25 protein-coding genes are annotated in these 25,318 nt (G+C 39.3%); 11 read left to right on the forward strand and 14 right to left on the reverse strand.

Going from position 1 to position 25,318, the window contains the following annotated elements; genetic code table 11:
- The coding region (locus tag BMY70_RS23325; RefSeq protein WP_218148675.1) for a hypothetical protein at window positions 1-201 on the reverse strand (201 nt) is incomplete at its 3' end.
- A gap of 94 nt (window positions 202-295) precedes the next feature.
- On the opposite strand from BMY70_RS23325, the gene BMY70_RS23330 reads away from it, so the two are divergent.
- Complete coding sequence (locus tag BMY70_RS23330; protein WP_177197122.1) at window positions 296-1,087, forward strand: type ISP restriction/modification enzyme; 792 nt, start codon at window positions 296-298, stop codon at window positions 1,085-1,087.
- Between the two features lie 530 nt (window positions 1,088-1,617).
- On the opposite strand, the gene BMY70_RS23340 is transcribed toward BMY70_RS23330, so the two are convergent.
- From BMY70_RS23340 to BMY70_RS23355, 4 genes are all read right to left on the reverse strand, one after another.
- Window positions 1,618-1,881 (reverse strand): hypothetical protein, encoded by a 264-nt coding sequence (locus BMY70_RS23340; RefSeq protein ID WP_090338878.1) that lies wholly within the window; start codon window positions 1,879-1,881, stop codon window positions 1,618-1,620.
- Window positions 1,878-3,830 (reverse strand): hypothetical protein, encoded by a 1,953-nt coding sequence (locus tag BMY70_RS23345; RefSeq protein ID WP_090338880.1) that lies wholly within the window; start codon window positions 3,828-3,830, stop codon window positions 1,878-1,880. The genes BMY70_RS23340 and BMY70_RS23345 overlap by 4 nt, the downstream gene beginning before the upstream one ends.
- Window positions 3,830-4,366 (reverse strand): type II toxin-antitoxin system antitoxin SocA domain-containing protein, encoded by a 537-nt coding sequence (locus BMY70_RS23350; protein WP_090338882.1) that lies wholly within the window; start codon window positions 4,364-4,366, stop codon window positions 3,830-3,832. The genes BMY70_RS23345 and BMY70_RS23350 overlap by 1 nt, the downstream gene beginning before the upstream one ends.
- Before the next feature lie 381 nt (window positions 4,367-4,747).
- Window positions 4,748-5,620 (reverse strand): LysR substrate-binding domain-containing protein, encoded by an 873-nt coding sequence (locus BMY70_RS23355; protein WP_090338884.1) that lies wholly within the window; start codon window positions 5,618-5,620, stop codon window positions 4,748-4,750.
- A gap of 117 nt (window positions 5,621-5,737) precedes the next feature.
- On the opposite strand from BMY70_RS23355, the gene BMY70_RS23360 reads away from it, so the two are divergent.
- Complete coding sequence (locus tag BMY70_RS23360; RefSeq protein WP_090339801.1) at window positions 5,738-6,295, forward strand: hypothetical protein; 558 nt, start codon at window positions 5,738-5,740, stop codon at window positions 6,293-6,295.
- A gap of 119 nt (window positions 6,296-6,414) precedes the next feature.
- Here BMY70_RS23360 and BMY70_RS23365 read toward each other — a convergent pair whose 3' ends face one another.
- Together BMY70_RS23365 and BMY70_RS23370 are read right to left on the reverse strand one after the other, a co-directional pair.
- Window positions 6,415-6,774 (reverse strand): hypothetical protein, encoded by a 360-nt coding sequence (locus BMY70_RS23365; protein WP_090338886.1) that lies wholly within the window; start codon window positions 6,772-6,774, stop codon window positions 6,415-6,417.
- 56 nt (window positions 6,775-6,830) lie between these two features.
- Complete coding sequence (locus tag BMY70_RS23370) at window positions 6,831-7,241, reverse strand: hypothetical protein (RefSeq protein WP_090338889.1); 411 nt, start codon at window positions 7,239-7,241, stop codon at window positions 6,831-6,833.
- A 174-nt stretch (window positions 7,242-7,415) separates the two neighbouring features.
- Between BMY70_RS23370 and BMY70_RS23375 the strand changes: the two genes are divergently transcribed.
- Window positions 7,416-8,129, forward strand: coding sequence for a YqjF family protein (locus BMY70_RS23375; protein ID WP_090338890.1), 714 nt, complete (start codon window positions 7,416-7,418; stop codon window positions 8,127-8,129).
- 42 nt (window positions 8,130-8,171) lie between these two features.
- Here BMY70_RS23375 and BMY70_RS23380 read toward each other — a convergent pair whose 3' ends face one another.
- Together BMY70_RS23380 and BMY70_RS23385 are read right to left on the reverse strand one after the other, a co-directional pair.
- Window positions 8,172-8,690, reverse strand: coding sequence for a hypothetical protein (locus tag BMY70_RS23380; protein ID WP_090338892.1), 519 nt, complete (start codon window positions 8,688-8,690; stop codon window positions 8,172-8,174).
- A 208-nt stretch (window positions 8,691-8,898) separates the two neighbouring features.
- Window positions 8,899-9,336, reverse strand: a complete 438-nt coding sequence (locus BMY70_RS23385; protein ID WP_218148676.1) for a hypothetical protein — start codon at window positions 9,334-9,336, stop codon at window positions 8,899-8,901.
- 160 nt (window positions 9,337-9,496) lie between these two features.
- On the opposite strand from BMY70_RS23385, the gene BMY70_RS23390 reads away from it, so the two are divergent.
- Entirely contained in the window at window positions 9,497-10,792 is a 1,296-nt protein-coding gene (locus BMY70_RS23390; RefSeq protein ID WP_090338894.1) for an aminotransferase class V-fold PLP-dependent enzyme, read from the forward strand.
- 68 nt (window positions 10,793-10,860) lie between these two features.
- On the opposite strand, the gene BMY70_RS23395 is transcribed toward BMY70_RS23390, so the two are convergent.
- Window positions 10,861-11,553, reverse strand: coding sequence for a DUF2461 domain-containing protein (locus BMY70_RS23395; RefSeq protein WP_090338896.1), 693 nt, complete (start codon window positions 11,551-11,553; stop codon window positions 10,861-10,863).
- Window positions 11,554-11,589: 36 nt separating this feature from the next.
- A complete protein-coding gene (locus BMY70_RS23400) occupies window positions 11,590-12,492 on the reverse strand; it encodes an EamA family transporter (RefSeq protein WP_090338898.1) in 903 nt (300 codons plus the stop codon).
- A gap of 289 nt (window positions 12,493-12,781) precedes the next feature.
- On the opposite strand from BMY70_RS23400, the gene BMY70_RS23405 reads away from it, so the two are divergent.
- A complete protein-coding gene (locus BMY70_RS23405; RefSeq protein ID WP_090338900.1) occupies window positions 12,782-13,975 on the forward strand; it encodes a L,D-transpeptidase family protein in 1,194 nt (397 codons plus the stop codon).
- Here BMY70_RS23405 and BMY70_RS23410 read toward each other — a convergent pair.
- Window positions 13,933-14,718 (reverse strand): murein L,D-transpeptidase catalytic domain family protein, encoded by a 786-nt coding sequence (locus tag BMY70_RS23410; RefSeq protein ID WP_090338902.1) that lies wholly within the window; start codon window positions 14,716-14,718, stop codon window positions 13,933-13,935. The two genes, BMY70_RS23405 and BMY70_RS23410, sit on opposite strands and share 43 nt — an antisense overlap.
- Window positions 14,719-15,138: 420 nt before the next feature.
- Between BMY70_RS23410 and BMY70_RS23415 the strand changes: the two genes are divergently transcribed.
- The 4 genes from BMY70_RS23415 to BMY70_RS23430 all read left to right on the forward strand — a co-directional run bounded on the left by BMY70_RS23415 (window position 15,139) and on the right by BMY70_RS23430 (window position 18,254).
- Window positions 15,139-15,816 (forward strand): response regulator transcription factor, encoded by a 678-nt coding sequence (locus BMY70_RS23415; protein WP_090338904.1) that lies wholly within the window; start codon window positions 15,139-15,141, stop codon window positions 15,814-15,816.
- 106 nt (window positions 15,817-15,922) lie between these two features.
- Window positions 15,923-16,438, forward strand: coding sequence for a hypothetical protein (locus BMY70_RS23420; protein WP_090338905.1), 516 nt, complete (start codon window positions 15,923-15,925; stop codon window positions 16,436-16,438).
- A gap of 129 nt (window positions 16,439-16,567) precedes the next feature.
- Window positions 16,568-17,329, forward strand: coding sequence for a 5'-nucleotidase C-terminal domain-containing protein (locus BMY70_RS23425; protein ID WP_090338907.1), 762 nt, complete (start codon window positions 16,568-16,570; stop codon window positions 17,327-17,329).
- Window positions 17,304-18,254 carry a bifunctional metallophosphatase/5'-nucleotidase gene (locus BMY70_RS23430; RefSeq protein ID WP_090338909.1) on the forward strand — a complete coding sequence of 317 codons (951 nt, stop codon included), beginning with the start codon at window positions 17,304-17,306 and terminating at the stop codon, window positions 18,252-18,254. The genes BMY70_RS23425 and BMY70_RS23430 overlap by 26 nt, the downstream gene beginning before the upstream one ends.
- A gap of 198 nt (window positions 18,255-18,452) precedes the next feature.
- Here the strand turns inward: BMY70_RS23430 and BMY70_RS23435 are convergent, their stop codons facing one another.
- Window positions 18,453-18,764 (reverse strand): EthD family reductase, encoded by a 312-nt coding sequence (locus BMY70_RS23435; protein ID WP_090338912.1) that lies wholly within the window; start codon window positions 18,762-18,764, stop codon window positions 18,453-18,455.
- 93 nt (window positions 18,765-18,857) lie between these two features.
- Entirely contained in the window at window positions 18,858-20,087 is a 1,230-nt protein-coding gene (locus BMY70_RS23440; RefSeq protein ID WP_090338915.1) for a multidrug effflux MFS transporter, read from the reverse strand.
- 198 nt (window positions 20,088-20,285) lie between these two features.
- Between BMY70_RS23440 and BMY70_RS23445 the strand changes: the two genes are divergently transcribed.
- Together BMY70_RS23445 and BMY70_RS23450 are read left to right on the forward strand one after the other, a co-directional pair.
- Window positions 20,286-22,427 (forward strand): ATP-binding response regulator, encoded by a 2,142-nt coding sequence (locus tag BMY70_RS23445; protein WP_090338918.1) that lies wholly within the window; start codon window positions 20,286-20,288, stop codon window positions 22,425-22,427.
- An 80-nt stretch (window positions 22,428-22,507) separates the two neighbouring features.
- Window positions 22,508-25,297, forward strand: a complete 2,790-nt coding sequence (locus tag BMY70_RS23450) for a DUF5686 and carboxypeptidase regulatory-like domain-containing protein (protein WP_229209746.1) — start codon at window positions 22,508-22,510, stop codon at window positions 25,295-25,297.
- Window positions 25,298-25,318 lie beyond the last annotated feature (21 nt).

Consider the following 25,318-nt stretch of genomic DNA (forward strand, 5'->3'; position numbering starts at 1 on the left):
TTCATACGGAAGTAGGATCTTTTTACGATCCGCCTGCTGGATCAAAAAAGACTCGTACTCCTGTTCGCTCATGTTAAGATACTTGATAACCGTGCGCCGGTTCAGTACCAGGTAACTGCTGATGTGCCGGACGGACAGACCTTCACGGTGCATTCGGTGGATTTCGAAATAAGTCATAAATTTGGCTAAATACACATTCATAAATGCCAGGGTTGGTAAGCCGGCAATTTAGGTGTAGAAAGCTTTGGGGGCATGCCCCCAAAGCTTTCTATCTGGTGCATTCTTGTTACCAATTATGGTGCACTCTTATTTACCAATCGTGGTGCATTGTTATTTACCGATCACAATTACAAAGCATCTTATCGACCAAAGATATTTTTCAGTTCCTGGCTCAGTTGGTAAAGACTATGCTTTCCCTCTCTATCTATACCCCAAGCTTAGTAACCAACTTTCTCTAACCCAACCCATCGAAAGAACTCCAAACCTTAACCCCGAAATTGTAGCTAAAATCGCAGAAGGAGTTGGATCTCAATTTGTATCCGAAAAAGAAGCCGAAGTAAATGTATGTTTTGCCAATGATCCAGACCTTCGTCCCGAGTTCCCGCAAACCTTCGCACCTATCGATTTGCTGGATTACATTTATGCGGTGCTGCACAGTGTGGCTTATAGGGAGAAATACAAGGAGTTTTTGAAGATAGATTTCCCGCGTGTTCCGTACCCAAAAGAAGCGGAGAAGTTTTGGCAGCTTGTAAAACTCGGTGGGGAGATCAGGCAGATACACTTGCTTGAAAGTCCTGTGGTGGAGCAATTCATTACGCAATATCAAATAGATGGCGATAATGTGGTGGTGAAACCCGAATACAAAGATGGCAATGTGTATATCAACGAAATCCAGTATTTTGCCAATGTGCCGTTAACTGCTTGGGAGTTTTATATTGGTGGTTATCAACCGGCTCAAAAGTGGCTCAAAGACAGAAAAGGTCGGATATTGGAATTTGATGATATTCTGCATTATCAAAAAATCATTGTCGCTTTGACAGAAACGGCAAGACTAATGGAAGAGATCGACTCTATATTTCAATTTTAGGGGGATAGGCCCTACCTTGATTTATATCAAAAATTAATACATACTTATCGAATGTATCGGAAAAAGAGTCAAAGTGGATCTCATGAGTGATTCCTAATATTTTAATTGGAATTTGTGAGTGGTTGGTTAGCGCTAATTTTTTTACTCCGCTATTCCGAAGTCAATAAAATTATGGCACAAATAATAATCGCAAAAGTATCAGGTAGGGAACTGAAAGCCCTAGAAGCTTTTTTATTCGCTCTTGACCTTCCTTTCGAAAAGTCGAAAGGTACTATTTTGGATAGGAGGCTAAGAGCCGCAAGGATGGAGAAGCAAGCCTGTACGTTAAGGGTAGTAGATCCAGAGAATGTATGGGAAAGTATAACATAAAAATTATAGCAGATGATTATATTTTCATAATTGGCCGGTATCGTTGTTGAAGGCGTTATCGGCTAGTATATTGAGCCGCAGACGTAAGATAAGTTCGTAAAGACTTTAATAGATCGTCATCTTACTCATTAAAAGGTGTTAAAAAAATGTTTCAAATATGGTTAATCTATTTGGTGTTTTTTCCTAATAGCTTGAATGAGTCTTCTCAAATCATTTTCTACGTGCTGAGCTGACTCGAAAGGGTGTTGATCAAGATAATTTTCAATTTCAGATTTAAACTCCTCCAAAAATATATCCCTTACAGCGCTGTTATCTTTTATTAGATCATTAGCCTGCTTCATTATTAAGAAGCGATTTGTGCTACGTTCATTAGTCGCATCGAGTAAATTGCTTAGCTTATTGTAAACATCCTTCATCTCACTCATATCTGTTTTTTCTCTTTTGGGGTAAGAATGATTTTTTTACGGGGTATTACTTTAATTATATCATTATTTGTACTTTGTAAACGTCTATCAACCAGTGAGTCTATACGGGCATTTATTTCGATTGCATTAACTATGGGTTTAGATAATAGAAAAGCGCAAAATGTGGAAATAGCTAATCCTATAATTAAAATCCAGTGAATCATTGGGATTTTCTTAATCGCAAACGCGCTCTCTCTAGTAATCATCCAAATAACCACTATGAAGAGAATAAGAATATAAGCAAATATTAACATAAACCTTAAAGCATCTTCGATTGTCTCCGTCTTATTGAATACTTGAATATTCGATGATACGAAAAGCACGATTGCGGCAAATACGCTTAAAATTTCTATATGTTTTTTATCTGTCTTTTCAATTGTTTCCTTTATATCTTGAATCTTTTTAATGTCATCCAAGATACTACTTTGAACCTTCGAAATTGTCTCTAATTTAATGTAATCAGAAGTTACCGTTGCAACATCTTTTTGGACACGTTCGTAATCAATAGGTAAGACAATTGAAGAAGCTAAAAATACCTGTACTTGCTGTCCATCATGCACAACCGTTCTTGTGCATTCGGATATAGGCATTTGATAAGGAGAGAAATTACGATTTTTACACCAATCAAAGTTTTTCTTAAGTATTTCCTGAAACTTTTTGAGATACTTGAGATAGTAAACTATTTTTTCAAAGTTCTCATCATACTTAGATTTTCTACTGGGTTCAAGAAGTGAATCTAATTGTTTAGTTAAGTGTTGACAAACCTTTAAATATGGGAAGTAGTTGTATACTTTCGTTTCCTGCTGTAAAAAATCTATGTTATTAATTTCTTTCAGTAATTCGCGAAAAGGTATGTGATCGATGTTCGCCAGGACTGAAAATCTATTATTGAATATGTAATTTTTAGTAATCTCGTAAGCCCTTTTGTCAAAATTATTTATTTCTTCATTTTGGAAAGAAAAATGAGATGTGAATTTGTCCGAAATTTCGATGAGTTTCGTTTCACTAACATTGAGGATCTTGTACTTCTTTACAATACAATGAAAGTTTTCATAACTAAGGTTTTGACTATTTTGATAGTTTCTAAGTGCTGTATCTAAGGTACGGGTAAATTCTCTTGATGAAACACCACTATCTATATCATAGTGTAATTTTGTAATTAGGCTAAAATCTTTGAAAAAATATTGATCAAGGTCTTCATCATTCAATTCCCTTTCGACAAAGTCAACCGCATAAAAAAAATTTTGTTCGCTTTGCTTATAACGATAGCTTATTTTTTGTAAAAGGAAGACGCATTTGTCAAGTAGTATAGAATAGATTATATTACTTTCTTGGGAGCGCTCCTTCAAATTGTGAGATAGTAAGACTAACTCTTTTAATATATTGGGTCTAGCCGAAATATGATGATCGTATTCGGCAAGTTTTATATTAAACGTCCGAAATTCATGAGCTTGCTCAACAACTGGTACCAGCGAGGCTGGCATATTGTTAAATCGTGTATTTTTTATTGTATCGAATCTAATCGAAGTTTCGATTGAATTATAGTCTCTCGTAACATTCGAATGAAAATGTTTATAATGCCTTAATGAATAGCTATATATCTTAAAGGCTGATATTATGAGATTGTTGAGTTGATTTGCACTTTCATCATCTGTAACAGATTGATCAAAGTAATAACTGGGAGAAAACAATTGCAGAGTAACTTCTAAATTATCCAGGAAGTCTGGCTCTCGAATATATTCACCTGATATTACGGAAAGGTTTAAATTTGTATAGAAGTCCTCCGAAAATGAAAGCAAAAGGTTTGTTGTACTAACTATTTTGTCTTGTAAAAGTTGAGTATCACTTAAAGAATCCAAGCCGGATGAAAATGGATCAGCAAAGGAGGATTGGATAGCATTTAAGTACATTATACAAGATAGCTTAATCTATATATCTTACTTTCTTTCTTGATTATCAACGGATCGATAGGCAAAGAAAATTTGTTGATACTTCTTGCCAGGCTAAAAGTACTTTTCCATGAATACCATTGATGACTCAGTTCGACTAAGTCGGAGGCAGAGTAAGAAACCAAAGATCTATTTTTTGAAATTATGGATAATAATGATTCGTCAAGCCTAGTTTTTAAATGATTAATTTCATCGAAGTAGCCTTCGGGTACATTGTTCCTTATTAGCCGACTTCTCGAAACAGTATACTTGGCACTCTGACCAAGATTGTCATAAACGTCACTTTCAACATGTCCAAATGGTAAGGCATAAAAATTATCAAACACATCCAACAAGCCATCATTATCTGTATCTGCATTAACCGCAGATACAAAAAATAGAAGTTTAATGAGCTTCAGCTTGGTGAAGTCAGCAGTATAGTCAGAACCAGGCTTTTCTCTTATGTACCAGGTGACAAACCCATCTATGAGGTACTCAAACGCCTTAACCTTAATCATATTTTAATTGTTTTATATAGCAGAGACAAAACCACTATTTATCTACTCGCACACGTTATTTATTTTTAAGCGTCTTCTAATGAGGTGATTAAAGTCTTGTAAACGTGTGAATCAGTTCTTTATGCTCAGTTATTAAATACCTGATATTAAATAGAGAAGTTGCTTCTCACTAAGTATAACTAATTAATATACAAAAAGATTTAAATGTAACACATTTGATACCAATTTGATGCCCAGGTTATAATATATATAATAACTTATTATTATTCAGTATGTTATATATTTCCGTCGCCAGTCACTCAAAGGCCAGCCTGAGTTCTTGACTTTTTTTTTCATACTTCTTAAACGATATTCACTAACAAAAACATAATCAAAATAATCCTAATTCTCCTTCCCCAAAAGCTCAGCAAATTCTATTGCAGACTTTTTTCGGTATACATCAACCGGCCAGGTAATTGTGGCCTGTCTCTCCATTTCTTCCCCAAGGATCGGAACTGCTACAAGTGAAGGATAATTAAACAAAGACGTTTTCATCAAAACGGTGCACCACTTACCTGTATCTACAAGTTTCAGGAGCATGTCGATGTCATTTATTTCCATAGCGATATCCGGAATTATATTTACTTCTGAAAATGCTTTGTCCAGAAATGCCCGGATACTATATCCTTTCACCGGAAGTACAAGGGGCATGTCAGCCAGCTGCGCGACACTCGTGTTCTGATGCGTGGCGGAAGGGTGATCGCGATGCACGATCAGAGACAAAATGGATTTAAAAAGTGGATAAGTGACATAAGTTTTAGTGTGCCTGACGGGTATGAAAGATAATGCAAAATCCAGCTTCGATTCTGTAATCAGTTTTAACAGCTCATCCGAAGTGCCAAACTCAATCGAGATTTTGATTTTTGGATATTTTTCAGAAAAGCGAATTAAAGTTTGGGTCAGTAATGAAGAGAGTCCATACGTGGCTCCGATTTTCAGCGAGCCAGTCCGAATGTTATTAAGCTCTTTGATCATTTCCCGCCCGTCTTCCGACTTGCGAACGGTCTGTATTGCGTGTGGCAGGAATAATTTTCCGGCTTCGGTCAGCATAACCCGCTTGCCAATTCTGTCAAAAAGTGGAACGCCCAATTCGTCTTCCAACTGTTTAATCTGCTGGGAAAGTGTGCTCTGACTGATATTCAATAGTGCTGCTGCCTCGGTGAAGTTTGACCGCTCAGCCGCTTTGATGAAATATTTTAACTGACGTAGTTCCATTTTCGAAAGTAAAAAGAATAAGCAATGATCGGAAATTTCGATCGATGTAATCGAAAAAAAGAGTTTAGACGATTGATTTTTACTTCGGACTTTTGGAGAAACAAAAAACAAATCACGATGGAAATCATACAAACATCCGAAAATGCACTTTCTCAGTCCGAAGTGAAAGCAATCATTAACGCACCCATTGAAAAAGTGGATATCGCCGATTGGTTATTAAATCTTCCTGATGCCGAGTATCAGCGTTGTTCGACCAAACATATCGGAGCCGCCATATCGTCAACTTACGATGGACAGCCGGTTTCTCTTAACGTTGAAACCATTGGAGAAGCGCTTATGGTGCAGCACTATGTTGCCACGGTTCATCAGCCGGACTACTGCAGAATGCTGTCTTTGTCGGATGCCATTACGTCGACGGGAAAAACGAAGGTTCAGGTTTTATGGGAACTTCGTGTGACAAAAATTGATGACAATACCTGCGAATACAGTAATACCATTCACGCAACGGCAACACCTGAATTTTTTGAATTCATGAAGGAGCGTAATATCAGTTTGGAAAAAGCGCATGAGGCGCGGCAGCTGGCTTCTGACGAACATAACCGTGAAGAAACGCCGCTGTTCGCGAAAAGTATTGAAAACAAAGCGTTAACCGGAAAATACAATCAGCCATTTTAGCATGCCCGGAGTACATTCGCTTAAAACAGCAAAACCTTTAGGCTGTCAGCGTTCCTGACGGTCTAGAGGTTTTTGTTCAATGAGATTAATATAAAACTCGGTGTGCAAGTCGATTAAAACTATCTTCCAGGTTGGCTGACTCTTTTCAACCATCTCTCCATATTCCAATGGGTCAGACAAGCAAGTCCTATCGCAGTTAACAATACAGCAAAAACTAGGATATTATTCATTAACATCGTTTCGTAACCGACCAAATAAGTAAAAACCATAAAACTGGTTAACAGAACGGAGCAGGTAAAGGTTTTTGAAAGCGCTCCGATTCGCGTATCCCACCGTTTATTGTTTAGTCCTTCAAAAGATATATTTTGTGTTGACGCACGTACCCGCTTTTCGAGCCAGACAGGGACACTCTTCTTCGCAACATGGTAAAGATTGTAGCTGATATAGGCCAGGCTGATTAAAAACAGGAAAGTATACATAACCAAATGCATTTGGTGAATCATCTAAGTTATGAATATTTAGCTATTTTATGAAATTATTTTGCCGGATCTACACATTCCATTAAACGCTGGCGACTGATTTCGTTTGACTGAACCTGCTCCTGGATTCCGCCTTTGTACTCAGTAACATACAATCTGTCCTGGTCCCTGTAAACGAAATCGACCATGAGCTTCGGTCGTCCGATATTGAAAGATTTTGCACCTTTTTCAGGATATTCGCCGATCAGTGTATCAAGAATTTCACAACTGTTAAATTCCAGACATTTCAACGTAAAGTGGTTTCCCTCTCCGTCCCAGTTTAGGTAGAGGAGATAAGGGTAATTGTCTGTGATTTTGAAATAAAAGTTAAACCGCCGATGCTGAGCATAATAGCTCGAAAGCTGGAGTTCAGAAGATTCGGTAAAATATGATTTTATCTCATCTCTTAAATAATCTATTGCTTCCATTATAATGACTTATATTTTGTTCTGAGATATTATCACATTGGCAAATATATTGATCATGATTTGAATTTTCAACGAATTGGCGACTAAAACATATTATCAGAATGTCCGGTATTATTTTCCTAGATTGCCTTTCAGATTTTTTTTCTCGCTTTCATTTTAAAGATTTCATAAAGTATGACCGATTTTTTAAAAGCCAGGTGGGAGCATCTCGTGATGGCTAATTACAGCGTTCCACCGGAGCTGCTACAGCCTTATTTACCCAAGGGTGTAGAACTCGATTATTTTAAAGGCGAAACGTTTGTCAGTCTGGTAGGATTTCTGTTTAGGGACACATCTGTTTTTAAAATTCCTATCCCATTTTTTGGCACGTTTGAGGAGGTAAATCTTCGGTTTTACGTCACGCGAAAGGATGCAGGCGAGATAAAAAGAGGTGTGGTATTTATAAACGAAACGGTTCCCAGCAAGCTTGTAGCGTGGGTTGCCAATTATTTATACAAAGAACATTACGTTGCAATTCCCACGAAACACCATTGGGATTTCAGTGAGAAATTACGAAAAATTGAATATCAGTGGAAGATCGGAAAGGAGTGGAGCCGGATCTATGTGGAAGCATCGCCGCTAAGTTCACCAATGAAACCGGATAGCATAGAAGAATTTATTTTTGAACATTATTACGGATATACCAGGATCGACGAAAATTCGACAGAGGAATATAACATCCGGCATCCGCGATGGGATGTTAATCAAGTGACGAACTACAAAATAAATTGCAATTTTGAAGCAATGTATGGCCGCGATTTTGCATTCCTGAAAGATGTGAAACCAGATTCGATTTTGCTTGCGGAAGGTTCTGCTGTTTCCGTGAAGTGGAAAAGGAATCGTTTTTAACTTTATAATTCTTCACAGGATTGTAAGTCAACAACGATCATCTCAGAAAACCTCCGCCAGACCAGCGAATTCAATATAATCAGATTTGACAAAATCGATAATTGCATCAATCTGACGTTTGTACATATTCTTTTGCTGTAACCTTGCAAAGAAAATTATTTCGGTATCGTCATGGTTAAGAACAATTGCCCTGTCATAAGAAATGGAATCTTTATTCAGATCAAAAATCTGAAAATGAATTGTTAGCGCTTTCGCCTTCGGCCATGCTGCAAGCGAGCGGAAATTAATAGGCGCCAGAACAATATCTTCCGGGCGTTCAAATTTAAAAGTCAGGATCGGTACGTCGCACATCGTATGGAGCTCGAACCGGAAGTTGTTAAACCGTAGTTCTTCGCTGTTGTTTGTGCAAACTCTGACAATTACATTTTCTTTATTCGGGATAAGTTTAATGGTTTCAATGTTGATCATGCCTTTGAAGTTTTCCGCTTTCTTAAAGTGTTTCAGTCGTTTATTGTATTGATTTTCAGCTGTTAAATTAATAAATGATATTTTTGGTATCATTAAAATGATTAATTTAGTATCAATAATACAGATTTTCTTTTGAAAAGACAAGAATCAAATTCAAATCAGAAAGAATATTTTTTCAGGAATTAAATTTATCGTTCCGAATAAGAATGCAAATGGAACAGGGTATAAAGAAAAAGTGAAGGAGCTGTATTTTGATACGGCTCCTTCACTTTTTATAATTTATTTGTGAGATGTCAATCTGTTATTTTTGAAACTCCGTTGGTTCTGCTTCGAGCACACCGACGTCAGAATCTTCAACACCCGTTACCATGCGAGTAATCGCAAATGCTCCGGGAGATGTTTCAAGAATGGCATATTCGCTGTAAGATGTTCCACTTGACGAGTACGGAGTGGCACGAACTTCGCGTCCGTTGTATACAACTGTTGCATAAACCTGGGTGATAAGGCAGACACCGCGACGGTTAGACCAATCTCCGTTAGGCGCGATCTGGAACCTGTCGTCTGAACAAAACGCACTTGCGTAGTTTACTTTGCCATTGATCACCTGGTAAGGCGTTGAATTTTTAACATGAACATCAGGATAAGCCATGATTTCTTTTAGGTTACGTTGAATATTATCCAGGATTCGTTTCCGGGACAGATCAAAAGTAGTATGGAAATAAGGTCTGAGGAAGACCATAAACACGTGATTATAAAAACACGTGTTTATACTTAGTCTTGTTTTTTATTGTTATAATTATATTTTTTCACTCTCGAAACTGTAAAATGTTTTTGTTCATTTTAAAAATTTCTGCGTCACTGATTATTGGTTATATTACTAAAACAAAAGCCAGGGTGTCATGCGAGACGACAAGAATAACGAATCAAAGCAGGGGAATATTCATACAGAAAGTTTTAGCGAATCACGAAGAAACTGGTTGGTCACAGCGGGCGCTATTCCCTTTGCAACAGGTCTGTTGAAGGTCCGGAAAAGTATGGCTTCGACGGTTTTGAAGCACGGGATTTTACCTGCGAAAGATAAATTCCAGATCAGCGGGACTTACCTGAATGCAGCCTACACACACCCGATGAGTCTTGGAAGTGCCAATGCGATAAAATCTTTTCTGGATCTGAGAATGGTAAACGGACGGGGGAAGGGTGTCAATATGGCGACAGATCGCAGGGAGGCACTTGATCTTTTTGCTAAACTTATTAATGCTGATCCTCAGGAACTGGCATGGGTTCCGAGTACGATGGTTGGTGAAAATCTGGTTGTTTCCGGACTTGGATTGCCTGGGTCAAAAGCCCGTGTTGTCACGGATGCTTACCATTTCGACGGTTCATTATATCTCTATCAGCAACTGGCAAAACAGGGGCTGGACTTGCATATACTGGGACCTCGCAACAATCAAATCGATATGAACGAACTGGATGTCGCGATAAAACCTGGTACGCGGCTGGTTGCAATCTCGCTGGTTTCAACAATCAATGGTTTTCAGCACGACCTGAAGGCTGTCTGCGATCTTGCGCATTCCCGCGGGGCAATGGTTTATGCAGACATTATTCAGGCTGCCGGTGCCGTACCAATTGACGTAAAAGAAAGCGGTGTAGATTTTTGTGCCTGCTCAACGTACAAATGGTTAATGGGTGATTTCGGTGTAGGATTTCTTTATGTCCGCAAAGACAGGCTTGAAATGCTCAAACGCAGTCAATATGGTTACAGGCAGCTGGCAGACTATGCTTTTCACGCTTTTCCGTTTGATCAGCCCGGAACAGAACTTTTTGAATCGCGGCCGAAAGAGGATACAGGCGGGCATTTTGAAGTTGGAACTTTGGGAAACGAGGCGGTAGCGGCTTTACGATACTCGCTGGGATTGCTCCTTGAAACCGGCATTGATAAAATTCAGCAGTTCCGGCAGCCGATGATTGATCGCTTGCAATCGGCGTTGCCGGAACTGGGCTACGCACAAATGACTCCCGCAAATTCAAAGTCGCCGATCGTAAGTTTTGCTTTCAGAGATGCCTCAAAAATTCTGAAATCACGTTTGGATGCAGCTGATATAAATATTCAGTTGTATGAAAACCGGTTGCGTATATCACCATCGTTTTATAACGATACGGATGATATTGAAAAACTGATTAAGGTATTGTCTTGATCTGGAATGATGTCACCGACCAGTGATTTCGAATGGTTCGTTAAATTTTTGTTGGTAATAATCAGATTTTAGATTGCCAGACCGTCCTGGTCCGTCGTTAGAATTTCGCTCATGTAATTGAAAAACGGGCGCATATTTTTAAATGCTTCATTGGCTTTTTGAAGAAATGTCGGGCTCAGTACCTCTTCATCCGAAAAGTTTTTAATCAGCAGAAATTGTTTGTACCGGAGCAGGTCAATAGCCTCATCATTCTTGTCAAAACCTTTGGGAGTTGTTTTAACCTGCTCACCCTTTAAGCTTCCAAAGGCATCGATGAAGGATTTGCTGTTTAAGATCTTTTTTATTGGCGCGGGATCAAAACTGATATCGTCACGGATACGTTTCAGATCTTCCGGATTGGGCGCCCAGAAACCTCCTGCGAGAAAACTGTTTCCGGGCTGAATATGGAAATAATAACCTCCTCTGCGCTGCTTGGTTGCACGTGTAAAACTTCCGCTCCAATTAATTTTATAGGGAATCTTTTCCTTTGAAAAACGGGTATCCCGATAAATCCTTTGAAGACTTTTCTTTCCTGATACAGTTTCAATTAAATCATGCCTGTTCAATTCATCCAGTAAAGCGTCAGCAAAAATTTCGATATTTTTTTGCTGCTCCAGAAAATCATCTTTATGAGAATTAAACCAGTCACGGTTATTATTCTCTTTTAAAGATTTTAGAAATTCCAGACTGGATGCAGGTATTTTTATTTGTTGCGCAGGCATGAGATGATGAATATTTTTTAATTAAAAATCTGATAATCAGCTATTTAATTCAACGTTTCTTACCTTGAACAGGTGATGTTTATTAAATAAAATAATAGCTAACAAGATAAGTCCATAGGCCATATATTGCAATGCTGTGATTTCCTCTTTAAAGTAAAAAACAGCAAACATAAAGCCGATTAATGGGTTAATATACAGCAAGATGCCCATCGTTGAAGAATTGACCCCTTGCAAAGCATAAAGGTTCATGAAAAGGGGCATTATTGTAAAAACAACCGCAATCAGCGCGATCATAATATAAAAGAAATGTCCTGATGGAACTGCTGCGCTATATACAGGATAAAATGGAAGCAGAATAAATGCCGAGAAAAGGATTTGTAAAGTGAGTAATATGAATTTATCAAAGCCGAAATTTTTACGCTGACTGACCAGATACAATGCGTAAGAAGCAGCAATGATGAGACTGTAAAGCAGATCGGTAACATGGTTGATCGATAGCAGCATACAGCTAAATGTACTTATGCCAACCGCTGTCCATTGCCAGCGGCTCAGTTTTTCGTGCAAAATAAAGTAGGCAAAAACGGTTGTAAGAATGGGGCAGACAAGATAGGCCAACGCGCCGGCCTTCACACTGATATGATTGACCGCATAAATAAAAAAGAACCAGTTTCCGGTAAGCAGCAATCCGCCCGATAAAGTCAAGAGGATGGCTTGCTTTTTTTGCTTCGCTGTTAATTTCTGAAAAAACCCAATGTTTTGTTTTAACACTTTTGCCCGGAGCGTCAGCCCGATGATCAGCATAATAACGGCACAAAAAAAGACGCGGTAAAAAAGTATATCAAGGGAAGCATATTCGTGGAGTGCCTTTAAAGCGAGACTAAAAAATCCCCAAATAGCGAACGAAGAAAGCGCAGATAAGTAATATTTTGACAAATTCATTACTGTTGATTCATTGATACTTAAAAGAAATAGAAGGGCCGGTAAGAGAAATAAGTTCCCAAAATCAGAGGATATCGGAGAGCTTGGCTGTGTGATGCAGAAAATTAAGCTGGCGAAATTTGTGATGTTTATTTATTTCCCCATCTTTTTAAAAATAAATACTCGTCTGATAAATGGTAATAAATGTTAACTTGCTAATATTTAATAATTTATAATTGGCGTAATGCGTTTCATTTACTTAGCACGACAATTTTATTAAGATTCGCAGTATCATCTTATTTTACCCAACATGCAGTTACGTTCAGGTGCTTCCGGATTCAGACATATCTCATTCATTATTCTCTTATCTTTTGTTATTCTCCAGTCTTGTAAGAAAGATGCGGAAAAAATGACAAGAGAGGAACTTGCTCAGGAATTGAGCAAAGAAAAACATTACAGCAAACTTTTAGAGTATGCATCCAGTGCAGGAATAAAGACTGATAAATTTACTAATCCGGAATCTGCAAGGGTTTTTGCATTGCTGGAAGAAGCCGGTTTTGGTCATCAGCCGTCCATTCGGTATATAAATAAAAAAATGCCTGCCGATACCGCAGTTTTAAGAACCGCAGCCGAAAATCTGGTGAAAGGTGAGGAAGTGTCCAAGGTTATGGAGTCACTCGAACCGGAATTTCCAGTCTATAAAAATCTTAAAAAACATTACACACGGTTAATTACGGAAAACAAAAAAGATAGTGCTGCTGTGGTCGCGGAATCTTTAAACGCGTACCGGTGGATACACAGGCAGTCTAACGGCGCGCCAAGAATCGTGATGGTAAATATCCGTGGGGCGTATCTGACTGGCATGGATGCCACTGGAAAAGACATGATCAGTATGAGAACGGTGGCCGGAAAGAGAGATACGCCAACGCCGACAATCGATACATATGCGACAAGTATCGTGACGAACCCGTATTGGAACGTTCCGAAGAGTATCGCGATCAAAGAAATTTTTCCGAAAGCTGCGCGTGACGAAAATTATTTGTCGAGAAATAAAATTGAAATTATTAAAGGAAAAGGCGAAGTCGTTGACCCGGCCGATATTGACTGGGAATCAATGACAGCCGAAAAATTTCCTTACCGTTTTCGTCAGGAAACAGGTGGGGACAACTCCCTTGGTTTGTTAAAAGTTGAAATTAAAAACCCGCTTGCGATCTATCTGCATGATACGAATGCAAGATATTTATTTGCCAGTGATCAGCGGTGGAGAAGCCATGGATGTGTCAGAGTACAGCGTCCGACCGACCTTGCCAATTTTATGGCAGGAGAAAAGTTACTTGAAAACGATTCTTTAACCGAGCCGGACACTGTTTCTGTTCCACCGAAATGGCATAAATTGAAGAAAAGGATTCCAGTGTTTCTTTTGTATCTGGGTGCCGATTGTAACGAAAAAGGCGACCTGCTTTATTTTGCAGATGTATATAAAAGAGATGCACCCAGCGCCTGACCTTTTTCTTTCATAAGATTAAGTCCGGCCAAAAGCGATGATTTTTGAAAATAATTTGGGTTTTGGGAATAAATAAAAAGCCCTGCTCCGTTGTACATAAGCTGAATCAGTTTTTTATGGTCAGCAATTGAAACCGCGGGGCAACCTTGGCTTCTTCCCAAACGACCTGTATTTTTAATAAAATCTTCGCTTACGTAGTCAGCACCGTGCATAACAATGGCACGTTCGAAAGCACGGTCATTGATGCCTTTCTCCACACCTTCAAGTCTGAGCGAAAGGCCATGTTTGCCCTGATAAGTACCAAGCGTTTTATAAAATCCTAAACTCGACTGATATGATGAATTATTGTTTGAAAAGTTCTTCGCAAACTCCTGACCAGAGTTTCTTCCATGAGCAACAAAAGTGTTCAGGAGTAATTTCTTCTCTAAAAAATCGATTACATACAGCCGCTTCTTACAAGAAGACTGGCTGAAATCAGCGATTGCCATGATGTGTTTTCCAAGATTCATTTTTTGATAACCATACCAGGCATATTGAAAAGCTGCTTCCGATAATCCCTTGTTTTTCAGATCAAGAGAATCATAAATAGCAGTCCATTCTGGCTTGGATACAGAATCCTGATGAACTATTATAGTGTCGTTGGAGGAACGATCAGAAATAAAAAGTGGATTAATTTTTTGAAAGCCAAAGGAAACGCTAAGCGCAACAACCATTAATACTACTACAACCTGTGCTTTTGTCATCTCGAATACTTAAGGTTTTTAAATATGATTCAGCAAAGAGGACCGGGTGGAAATACTATTTTAGAAAACGTAAGAAGAGAAAAAAACTTGTTTTCCGGCATCTCTTATCTTTTGTATCTGCGAGTTAAGCTAACATCACTTACGTTAGAAATGGTTCCTGTCAAAAAATCAAATACTTGAAAGTCCGCCTATTATGGAGTTTTCGGGGCATTTTTGATAAAATTTTAAAGGAAATTATATCCTAATGAAATTTTAATAACAATATTTTCAGCTTTTTGCGCATGTTTGTAATCCGATCTGCACACGTCGTCGTAAATATCTGTTAACTGCTCTCCGAAAGTTATAGTTATTAAGTACTAAGTTTAACCTTGCCACCTACTAAATTAGGGCAGATTCCCCGGTCTGCCAGGAGTGAATATTATGAATAAGTGCAAAATTTTAATCGTTGACAACAGTACAATCGTAAGGATTGGATTGGGTCAGGTAATCAGGGAAAATTTCAATTGTGAGATATTATCTGAGGAGAGTTCTTCGCAGGGAGTTATTGATATTTTTCAGAAAAAGATCAAGTTTGATATCGTTGTAATCGGAACAATTTCGGAAGAAGTCGAAGATCTGATCAATGAAATCAAACAGAATAATAGTCATACGAGAATCCTGATTTTCGCCAAGACCATGCATTATCCCCATGCGATGAGTTATCTGATCGCAGGTGCAAATGGTTTTCTTACGCAGTCAGCTCCGGGTGAGGAGATTGCTCTGGCAGTTGGAAAAGTGCTGAATCAGGAACGTTATCTATGTATGGAATTGCTTGAAGCAATGGCTCAGGAAACTTTCCTAAATAACGTACACCGGCGGAAAAATTCGCCGCATAAGAGCAAAGAAACCACCCATCATTCTCTGAACGACAAACTTTCACGACGTCAGAAAGAGATTGTGGAGTATCTCATTAAAGGAGAATCCTTATCTGCGATCGCTAATCACTTGGATATTAAAGTTTCTACGGTTGGAACGCATAAGTCTATCGTATTTGAGAAACTGGGCGTGAAGAATGTGCTCGAATTAATCGAAATGTATTACGGAGATCTGATTGTTTAGCTTACAGCAGTTTTTTTGCCTTCCTTTTAATATCGTTCGGTTTTATTCTGGCATGATATTACTATACGTTATAGTTGAATTATAATCGAACTATAACCTGTATTAAATGGAAAATGAAATTACGCCGACCCGAAAAAAGTGGTACAAATGGAGATTTATCGGTCTGGCTATAGTCGCCTTTGCTATTTTCATCAAGTTCTTTGTAATGAAGGATGAGGAGGACGAAACTCTTGCTCCGATTGTCCTGGTTGATTTGAGCAAGGTAGCTTTTAAAAGTGAAAAGGAGGTAGAAGCTGTGTTGGGAAAAGGAAGTTTGGACAGTTATTGGCGTGATGCAAAGGCGGGTTGTGATAAATGCCCGAAAATGATTTACAGAGAGGGCAAGATTGAAATCATCTATATTAACGAAATTGCAGACCGGATCACCATTACTGACCTTTCTGACTTTGATTTTAAAAATAATGTGGTTCTGGGTATGCTTAATTTAAAGCGGGATATCGAACCGACTTTCGAAAATGACGATGTAATGCGCTGGGACAATTATGAAAAGTATACCGAAATTGCTGCATTCGCTAAAAAAGATAAAATTGATTATTTACTGATTAAGAGCAAATCAAAATAAATCCGATGATCCGGTACTTCCAGAAGTACCGGATTTTTATTATTGTTGTTTTTTTATCAAATTTTACCTCTCTGACGAAAGCTGGGATATTTGCTGTTACTTTTGTAATTCAATTCGATCGTTTTCGTTATGCTTTCTTCAAAAAATTATAGATATGCTGCTTATAGCCTTGTTTTTAGCTCTTTGCTCATGTCTTCCTGCCATCGCCATTTCTTGGTTTCCGGAAATCAGTATAAACAATATTCAGTCACTCAGGAAGCCGGCGTAGATTCATCTCTCGTAAAATATTACCTGCCTTATAAAAAGCAGATGGATGCCGAGATGAGCCGTGTCATCGGCAAAGCGGAAAGGGAACTGACCAAACCGTCCGAGCCTGAAACTTTGATGGGCGACTTCTTTTCTGACGCTATTTTAACAGAGGGGTTGAAAAAAGATCCATCAATTCAGTTGACGCTGGCGACTAAGGGTGGTTTAAGAAAAACTTTTCCCAAAGGTAATATCACCGTTTCTGATGCTTTTGAACTGATGCCATTTGAAAACGAATTGGTTGTATTAAAACTTTCTGGGGCTGGTATCCAAAAAGTAATCGATTTCATAGTGAAGTCGAATGGCCAGCCGGTTGCAGGAATCCGGATGAAAATCAAGGACAAAAAAGCATATGACGTGTTTATTGGCGGTAAACCTTTTGACATAAATCAAACCTATAATCTGCTGACTTACGATTATTTGGCCAATGGCGCTGAGGATCTGGATTTCCTGACAGATGCGATTGAAAGCAAAATCATAAATAAAAAAGTGCGCGATGCCATTATTGATCACATCAGTGATTTGACAAGCGCAGGAAAAACTATAAACACGCAATTAGATGGAAGAATTACTGTTGTCAACTAGTCGCCGGGATTTCTTGAAAAGCGGCAGTGCGGCTGCTGCTTTCTTCGCGTTAGGTGCATCTCCGTTTACGGCTTTCGCAAAGGACGAAACGGTGCAGCTGACCATTTTGCACACGAACGACGTACACAGCCGGATTGAACCTTTTCCGATGGATGGATCCAGAAACCAGGGACTAGGCGGCGTCGCCAGACGGGCGGCTTTGATCAAACAGATCAGGGCTGAGCAGAAAAATGTACTTTTACTGGATGCCGGTGATGTTTTTCAGGGGACGCCTTATTTCAATATGTTTGGCGGGGAGCTGGAAATGAAACTTATGAGTGATATGGGTTATGATGCCGGAACGATGGGTAACCATGATTTTGACAACGGAATTGCCGGGTTTCTAAAACAACTTCCTCACGCTAATTTTCCGTTTCTGGTGAGTAATTACGATTTTAATAACACTGATCTGAAAGGCAAGACGCAATCTTATAAAATTTTCAGGAAACAAGGTTTGAAAATCGGAGTTTTCGGTTTGGGGATTGAACTGGCCGGTCTGGTCGATAAGAAAAATTATGGCGATATCGTTTACCAGGACCCTATTGCCAAAGCGAATGAAACTGCTTCAATTCTGAAAAATGATCTTCACTGCGATCTTGTGATCTGCCTGTCACATTTGGGATACAGGTATAAAGAAAATAAGGTTTCGGATCAAATTTTGGCTCAATCGACCCGAAATATTGACCTGGTCATTGGGGGACATACACATACTTTTATGAAAGCACCGGAAGATATTAAAAATCTGGATGGAAAGGTAACGACGATCAATCAGGTCGGTTTTGCCGGAATTAATCTGGGGCGTCTGGACTATTTTTTCCAGAAAGGAACAGGAAAGAAAATCATGACAGCGGCCGTTTGTCCGGTTCATGAATACTCCGCTGTTTAAAATATCAAAATATATTTGTCTAAAAAAGATGACTTGCCAGTATCTGTAGCAAGTCATCTTTTTTTAATAGTAAACGAGTTTGGTCAGAAAGCACGATCAAATATTTATAATGGTCTCAACGGAGCTGCAGGATTGTGGATCTAAATCTGATTAACCGGCCAATAGCTCAATCTTACCAGCTGACGCCCTGCCAAAATGCTACTCAACCCGACTGATCTGCATTGTCGGAATAACAGATGTGAAATTTGGGACATCAGCAATGAGCGTCGGGCCTTGTGCATCCATACCTGTCTGCAACGAAACCAGATCGTTGAAATAAATTCCACAGATCAGTTCATAAGGTGGCTCGGAACCGGGAGCAGCACCAGCTATCCCGACTTCGACATCAACTTTCACCAAACCATAAGGGCCCAATAATTCCTTTATCATCGGAGTATGCGAGTCTATATAATAGCCAATATTAAAATCATCTTCGGCTGTGCGCGGATAAATAACAGTTATTTTGAACATAGATCGATCTGTTTAAAATTGTTATAATTCTCTTTGAAGATAAGTATTGAAAAACTTATTCCTACCTGCTGAGCGATATTATGCTGTTCAGTATTAATGAATTATTCCGCTTTCGGTACCTGCTTTTACTTCGACTTGCTGAGTGATCCTGCGTCGTCCAACGAGGAATACGCAAAGTGCAAGCAGAGACGATCCTGCCATGGCAGAAGCCATAGGAAAAGTTGAAGGCTCTTCGAAAAGACTGATTACAACAGAAATTAGTGCACCCATTCCCATCTGGATTGCTCCCATCAATGCCGAGGCACTGCCTGCATTTTTCGAAAAAGGCGCGAGAGAAAGTGCTGCTGCATTTGGATTGATGAGTCCGATACAACAAAGGAAAAGGAACAGTAAAATGATTGTTGAAATTAACGTAAGCAGTCCGCTGAAGGAGGCAAAAGCCATGGTGAAGCTTATGAACAACTGAAAAATCAGCGCCAAATTAATGATCTGCTCACTTCTGTATTTTCTTAATAACAATGTATTGAACTGACTTGACCCGATAAACCCAACTGACAGCAGGGCGAAAATCCAGCCGTAAACTTTCTCATCTGTATGAAAAACCTCCATGAAAACCAGTGGAGATCCGGAGACATAAGCAAACAATCCGGAAAAGGCGATTGCACCGGTCAGTGAGTAAGTGTAAAACTGAGGCTCGCGAATCACGGATAGAAAATTCAGAATAATCGGTTTGGGTTTTAACGATAAGGATGTGTCTGGTTTGAAGCTATCGGGGAGCCACAATGCCGTTGCCGCCAGAATTAAAACACCCATTCCGGTCAGGATCAAAAATACGGTTTGCCATCCAAACGCCGCCGTTACGTAACCTCCGACCGTTGGCGCGATCATGGGGGAGGCTCCCACCACCAGCATCAGTAACGAAAACACTTTGGCACTGTCTTTAACCGGGAATAAATCGCGCACCATGGCAACGGACGCAACCGCCGCCGCACAACTTCCGATTGCCTGCACAAAACGCATGGCAATGAGCATATCAATACTTGTAGAAACTGCACATCCCAGTGATGCTACAATGTAAACTGTCAGACCAATAAAAAGTGGTTTTTTTCGCCCGAAACGATCTAGCAAAGGGCCATACAAAAGTTGTCCGGCAGAAATTCCGATAAAAAAGCCGGATAAGGAAAGCGATACTTTCGAAGCGGTCGTGTGTAAATCCTTTGCAATGGCCGGAAATCCCGGCAGATACATATCGATTGAAAATGGGCCAAGTGCCGTGAGACTGCCGAGTATTAAGATTAGAAAAAAGTAAGTTCTATTGTTCATTCTTTATGGTTAATCAATTCTGGTAAATAGTGAAAATCGAAAAGCTTTATAAGTATTGTAAAATTTATGTTACCTAAAACGGAAGTAATCGTATTAGTTATGTAGAAATAATTATAACTATTTATTCGTGAGGTGCAAATAACTTGTAGAAGTAAAACTATCCGCTAACTTTGGCACAGTAAATGTTGCCCCTCAGCTATGAAAAACGATATAAAAACGGTTTCTCTTAAATCTTTTGCTTGGACGATTGTACTGATTCTAATACTGGCATCTTTCGTTTTTATTACGCTGAACACAAATTCAAAATCAACTATTGTAAAGAATAATATACAGATTCTTCAGGCTGGCAATGATAATTACAGGAGGATCGATACTTGTATATCTGTTTTATATGTCGCGGAAAATAATAGCAGATTATTTGCAGCAACTGCCGATTCCGCATACCTTGATAAGTACACAAGGCAGATGGAAACAGTTTCATCAATCCTCACAGAATTTCAGGAAGAAAAGAAAAAGCAGACATTCTTTTCAAATTTATATCTTCCGCAGCTTCTTTTGAGCAAGCAAATCAAAAATGACGAATTTATTCACTTGCGGAAAATGGTCGATAGTCTGCTTGTATTTCGGATACCCGAAAAAACGGCGGAACTTTCTGTTACTGATCTTAAACCTTATTCTTTTAAAAAAGTAAGAAAAATTGCTAAAACCGATTCAATCCTGATTGAGCCTAAAAAGAAGAATAAAAAGTTCTGGCGGAGACTGGTGGAAGCTGTTTCAAACAAATCGGCAGATACCGGTGAAGTTCAGAAGAAAGCGGTCAGCACGATAACCACGATTGAAGATTCATTGACCTGGGTTCAACGGAGGAAAGACTATGCGGCGATAAATGATTTGAGAAAACTTGATCTGGCAAGAAACAGGCTCAATAAGGCAGAACTGGAATTGCTGGCAGTAAATAATCATATCTTTTCAAATCTTCAGTCGGCATTAAAAGCGCTCAGAAATGAAGAAATTGACAATGTAGAAACGCTAAGAATGTCGCTGTTATTGCAGACTTCTGACCGCCTTTCGGAATTGCATCAACTATCCTGGGGGAATATTGCGGTCGTTCTGATCTTGACTCTCATCATAATCTGGAATATTTTAAGATTATACCGAAGTGAGATCACCATCGTTAAATATAGTAATCAGGCGGTAGAAACTGCAAAGAAAAAAGGTGAATTTCTGTCTCATATATCCCATGAGATCAGGACCCCTTTAAACTCAATAATCGGTTTTTCGAGACAACTTGAAGAAAGCAAGCTTAGCGAAGACCTGCGTCATAAAGTTGGTGCGATTAAAAATTCTTCTGATGTGCTGCTTATGCTTGTCAACGAAATTCTTGATTTTTCAAAATTTGAAAGCGGTAAAATAAAACTGATCAATCATCATTTCAATCCTTTGATGATGCTTGAAAATGTGGTAGATATGCTTTCCGTTCTGGCTGTTGACAAGGATGTTTCACTCACAAAACACTTCGTTCTGGAATCCGGATTGACACTCAATGGGGATGACTTTCGCTTAAAGCAGGTTGTGCTTAATTTATTGACTAACGCGATAAAGTTTACACCTGCTGGCGGAAAGATCAGTATACACGCTGAATATTTGAAAGCCGACAAACTTTCATCGGGCATTTTGAAAATTATCGTCAAAGATTCCGGAATAGGTATTGCTCAGGAAAACCTAAAAAAGATTTTTGAAGACTTTACGCAAATCGAAACATCATCAGATGCGCCGCGGCAAACCGGGACAGGCCTTGGGCTTCCGATCACTAAAAGGATTGTTGATTTGTTCAAAGGGGAAATCGAGGTACAAAGTGAACTTGGAAAGGGCTCTGTTTTTTGTGTGGCAATACCGATAGCCAATGTGGAGGGGGATAATCTTGTTCGGCAAGAGCCGGCAGCAGTAACGGAGATTGGCAGCATTTTGAAAAATAAAAGAATCCTGATGGTCGATGATATAAAGATCAATCTACTTTTACTTAGCAGAATAATGGATAAAAATGGAGTTCGTTATGATCTTGCGTCGGATGGTGAAGAGGCGTTCAAATTATTTCTTTCGACGTCATATGATCTTATCATTACGGATGTTCAAATGCCAAAAATGGACGGGCTGGAACTCACTAAATGTGTCAGAAGTGAAGTTGATAAAATCAAGGCAGGTATTCCCGTAATCGGTTATACCGGAAGTGCATCGCTGGAAGAGCGGTCCAGATATCTCGATTACGGTATGAACGATTTACTCGACAAACCTTTCACGGAAAATGATTTGGTTGAAGTTTTGGGACGGGTGATTTTATAGTTATTTTCACTGTAAGCAACTAATCCTCCGAAAATCTCATCTCGGATATAGCCTGAAATAATATAAAGTAATTAGCATATATGTATCACCGTTCCATTTTGCCTCTTCTTCTCATGCTGTTGCTGACTGCAAAAAGCTTTGGGCAAACCGGAAATCTGTCGACCGGATTAAAGGGGATTATTAAAACTCAAAAGGGCGACCCTTTGCCTTTCGCTGCAATCGTTGTCAAGGGTACTGAAATTAGCACGATTTCAAATGAAGAAGGGAGATACCAACTGGATCTGAAACCGGGTTATTATGAGGTAATTTTCCAATACCTAGGTTTTAAAACGGGATTGAAGTCTGTTACCATTGAAAATAAAATGGAAACTTTTGACCTGACGATGGAGGAGCAGGCTTACAATCTTGGTGAGGTGCGGATTGGAAATAAGGGTGAAGATCCTGCCTACACAATCATGCGCCGGGCAATAGCCAAGAGCCGGTATCATTTTTTGCAGGTTGAAAGTTACACCGCCAAAGCGTATTCCAAGTCTTCGTTCGTCATTACTGATCTTCCTTTGGAATTTTTATATAAAAAGGAATTGAAGGAAATTGAAAAAGAATCCAATTTTAAAAAGGGTGTTCCGATTTTAAATGAAAGTGTTTCCGAAGTAACTTTTCGCCAGCCGAATTCTTACTCGCAGCGTGTGATCGCGGCACGTAATAGCCAGGACAAAAACTTTGCAAGTGCAAACCAATATTTTCTTACCAGTTTCTACCAACCCGAAGTTGTCAAAGCAGTTTCTCCTTTATCGCCGCGCGCGTTCACTTATTACAAGTTTGAATATCAGGGCAGTTTCATTGAAAATGGGGTAGAGATTAATAAGATAAAAGTAACACCGCGATCTTATGGGGAAGGTGTTTACAAAGGAACGATTTATATTACTGAAAATCTTTGGAGCATTTACAGCCTGAATCTTCAGACGGTGAACACAGGATTTAATATTGAAATAAAACAGGTTTACAGTCCGGTTCAGGGAGTTTGGATGCCTATCAACCAGCAATTTCATATTAATGGAGGAATTTATGGTATTAAGGGAAAGGGTGATCTGGTGATCTCGCAAACCTTTTCGAAACTGAAAATAAATCCGGCTTTTCAGGCGGATATAACGGTTGTTGACGGTAAAAAGGAAAAAGAAGAAGCCAGGAAAATTGGCCTGTCAAATCGTGAGATAAAAAGCCAAAAGCTGGACGAGGTGGTGAGCAAGCAAAAGGAGTTTTCGGCGAAAAACCTGAAAAAGCTGATGAAAGAATATGAGAGACAGGATATCAAAAAGAAAGAAGAAAGAGGAGAGGATATTGATTTAAACTTTACCAGAAATGATTCCACTTCGGTGGATTCTCTGGCGAATGTCCGCAGCATGGCATTCTGGGATTCTATTCGCACTGTTCCGCTGACGGTGGCCGAAGTTAAAAGTTATACGAGGCTGGATAGCCTGGTAATTATCAATCAGGGGACACAGGAGCAAAGGGACAGTTTAAAAGTTTCTAGATCAGATACCACTAAAAAGAAAAGCGGAGGATCAAATTTCTTTGAAGATCTGTTTACCGGTCATACTTTCCGGCTTGGAAAGAAAAGTCCCTGGCGATTGGAATATGTAAGTCCGCTGTATGGCTTGCAGGTAAATACCGTGGAAGGTTGGGTTTTGAATGGTGGAGGTTTTAAATTAAAATACAAAAAGGGAGCGCAAAAGAAAAGCACGGATGAACTGGATATTTCTAGTAACGGGATCAAAAGAACAACCTATCGGGATCAGGGCGCCTGGACTTTCAGCGGGCTCACGCGTTACTCATTTGCCAGGGAGAAATTGTTTGCAACCGGTGGGGTTGATTACAATTGGAAACGAAATCTTATCAGTCTTTCAGGCGGGAAAACGGTAGCGCAATTTAATCCCGAAAATCCAATGCATCCGATTCTGAATAGCTTGACAACATTATTTTTAGAACGGAATTTTATCAAAATTTACGAAAAGAACTTTGTTCGTCTGGACTTTAAAACGAATCGGGAGAATGAGCATTTTGAATTGAGAGCTAATGTGGAATATGCCGATCGCCGCGCCCTTCAAAATCGTGATAATACAAATCCATATAGTTGGATTGATTGGAAAAAGAGAACTTTTACGTCTAATATACCTTTCAATGAAGAATTATCTGATGAATCCGGAACATCGTCTTTCGAAATGCAGCGGCATCAGGCTTTGATCGTTGGATTATCTGCGTATTATAAACCCTGGCAAAAATACAGGACAAGAAAAGGAAAGACGACCTTTTACGATGATGATTCACCCAAAATTTCTGCCAGTTACAGAAAGGGAATTAACACTGCATTTGGCAGCGACGCCGATTTTGATTTCGTTCAGGTCGGAATATCTCACGGATTTGATACGGGAGTTCGAAGCAAATTAAGCTATAAAGTTGCGGCAGGAGCATTTGTTAATGATAAAGCCGTTCAGTTCCCGGACTATCAGCATTTTGCGGGAAACCAGTTTTTCTTTCAATATGGCGATCCTGTCGGCACTTTCCGGATGCTGGATTATTATCGGTATAGCACAGCAAAACGATTTGTTGAGGCACATGCCCTGGCTGAACTCCGTAAATTTCTGTTAACGCAGATTACCTGGTTCCGGATTATGGGGATAAAGGAAAATTTCTTTGCACATTATCTGGCAACACCTGATTCAAATAATTACGGTGAGTTAGGCTACGCTCTTGACGTAGGTATCCGCTTTCCTTTCCGAATAGAAGTGGCGAATAGTTTTGAAGGTTTTAAATATAAAAATACCGTTTTCCGCATTGGTACAACGATGAATTTTTCTTTTGGAAAGAAGTAGCGGGAAAGCGATGATTTAATA

The sequence above is a fragment of the Dyadobacter koreensis genome (assembly GCF_900108855.1).
GTDB classification, from domain to species: Bacteria; Bacteroidota; Bacteroidia; order Cytophagales; family Spirosomataceae; genus Dyadobacter; species Dyadobacter koreensis.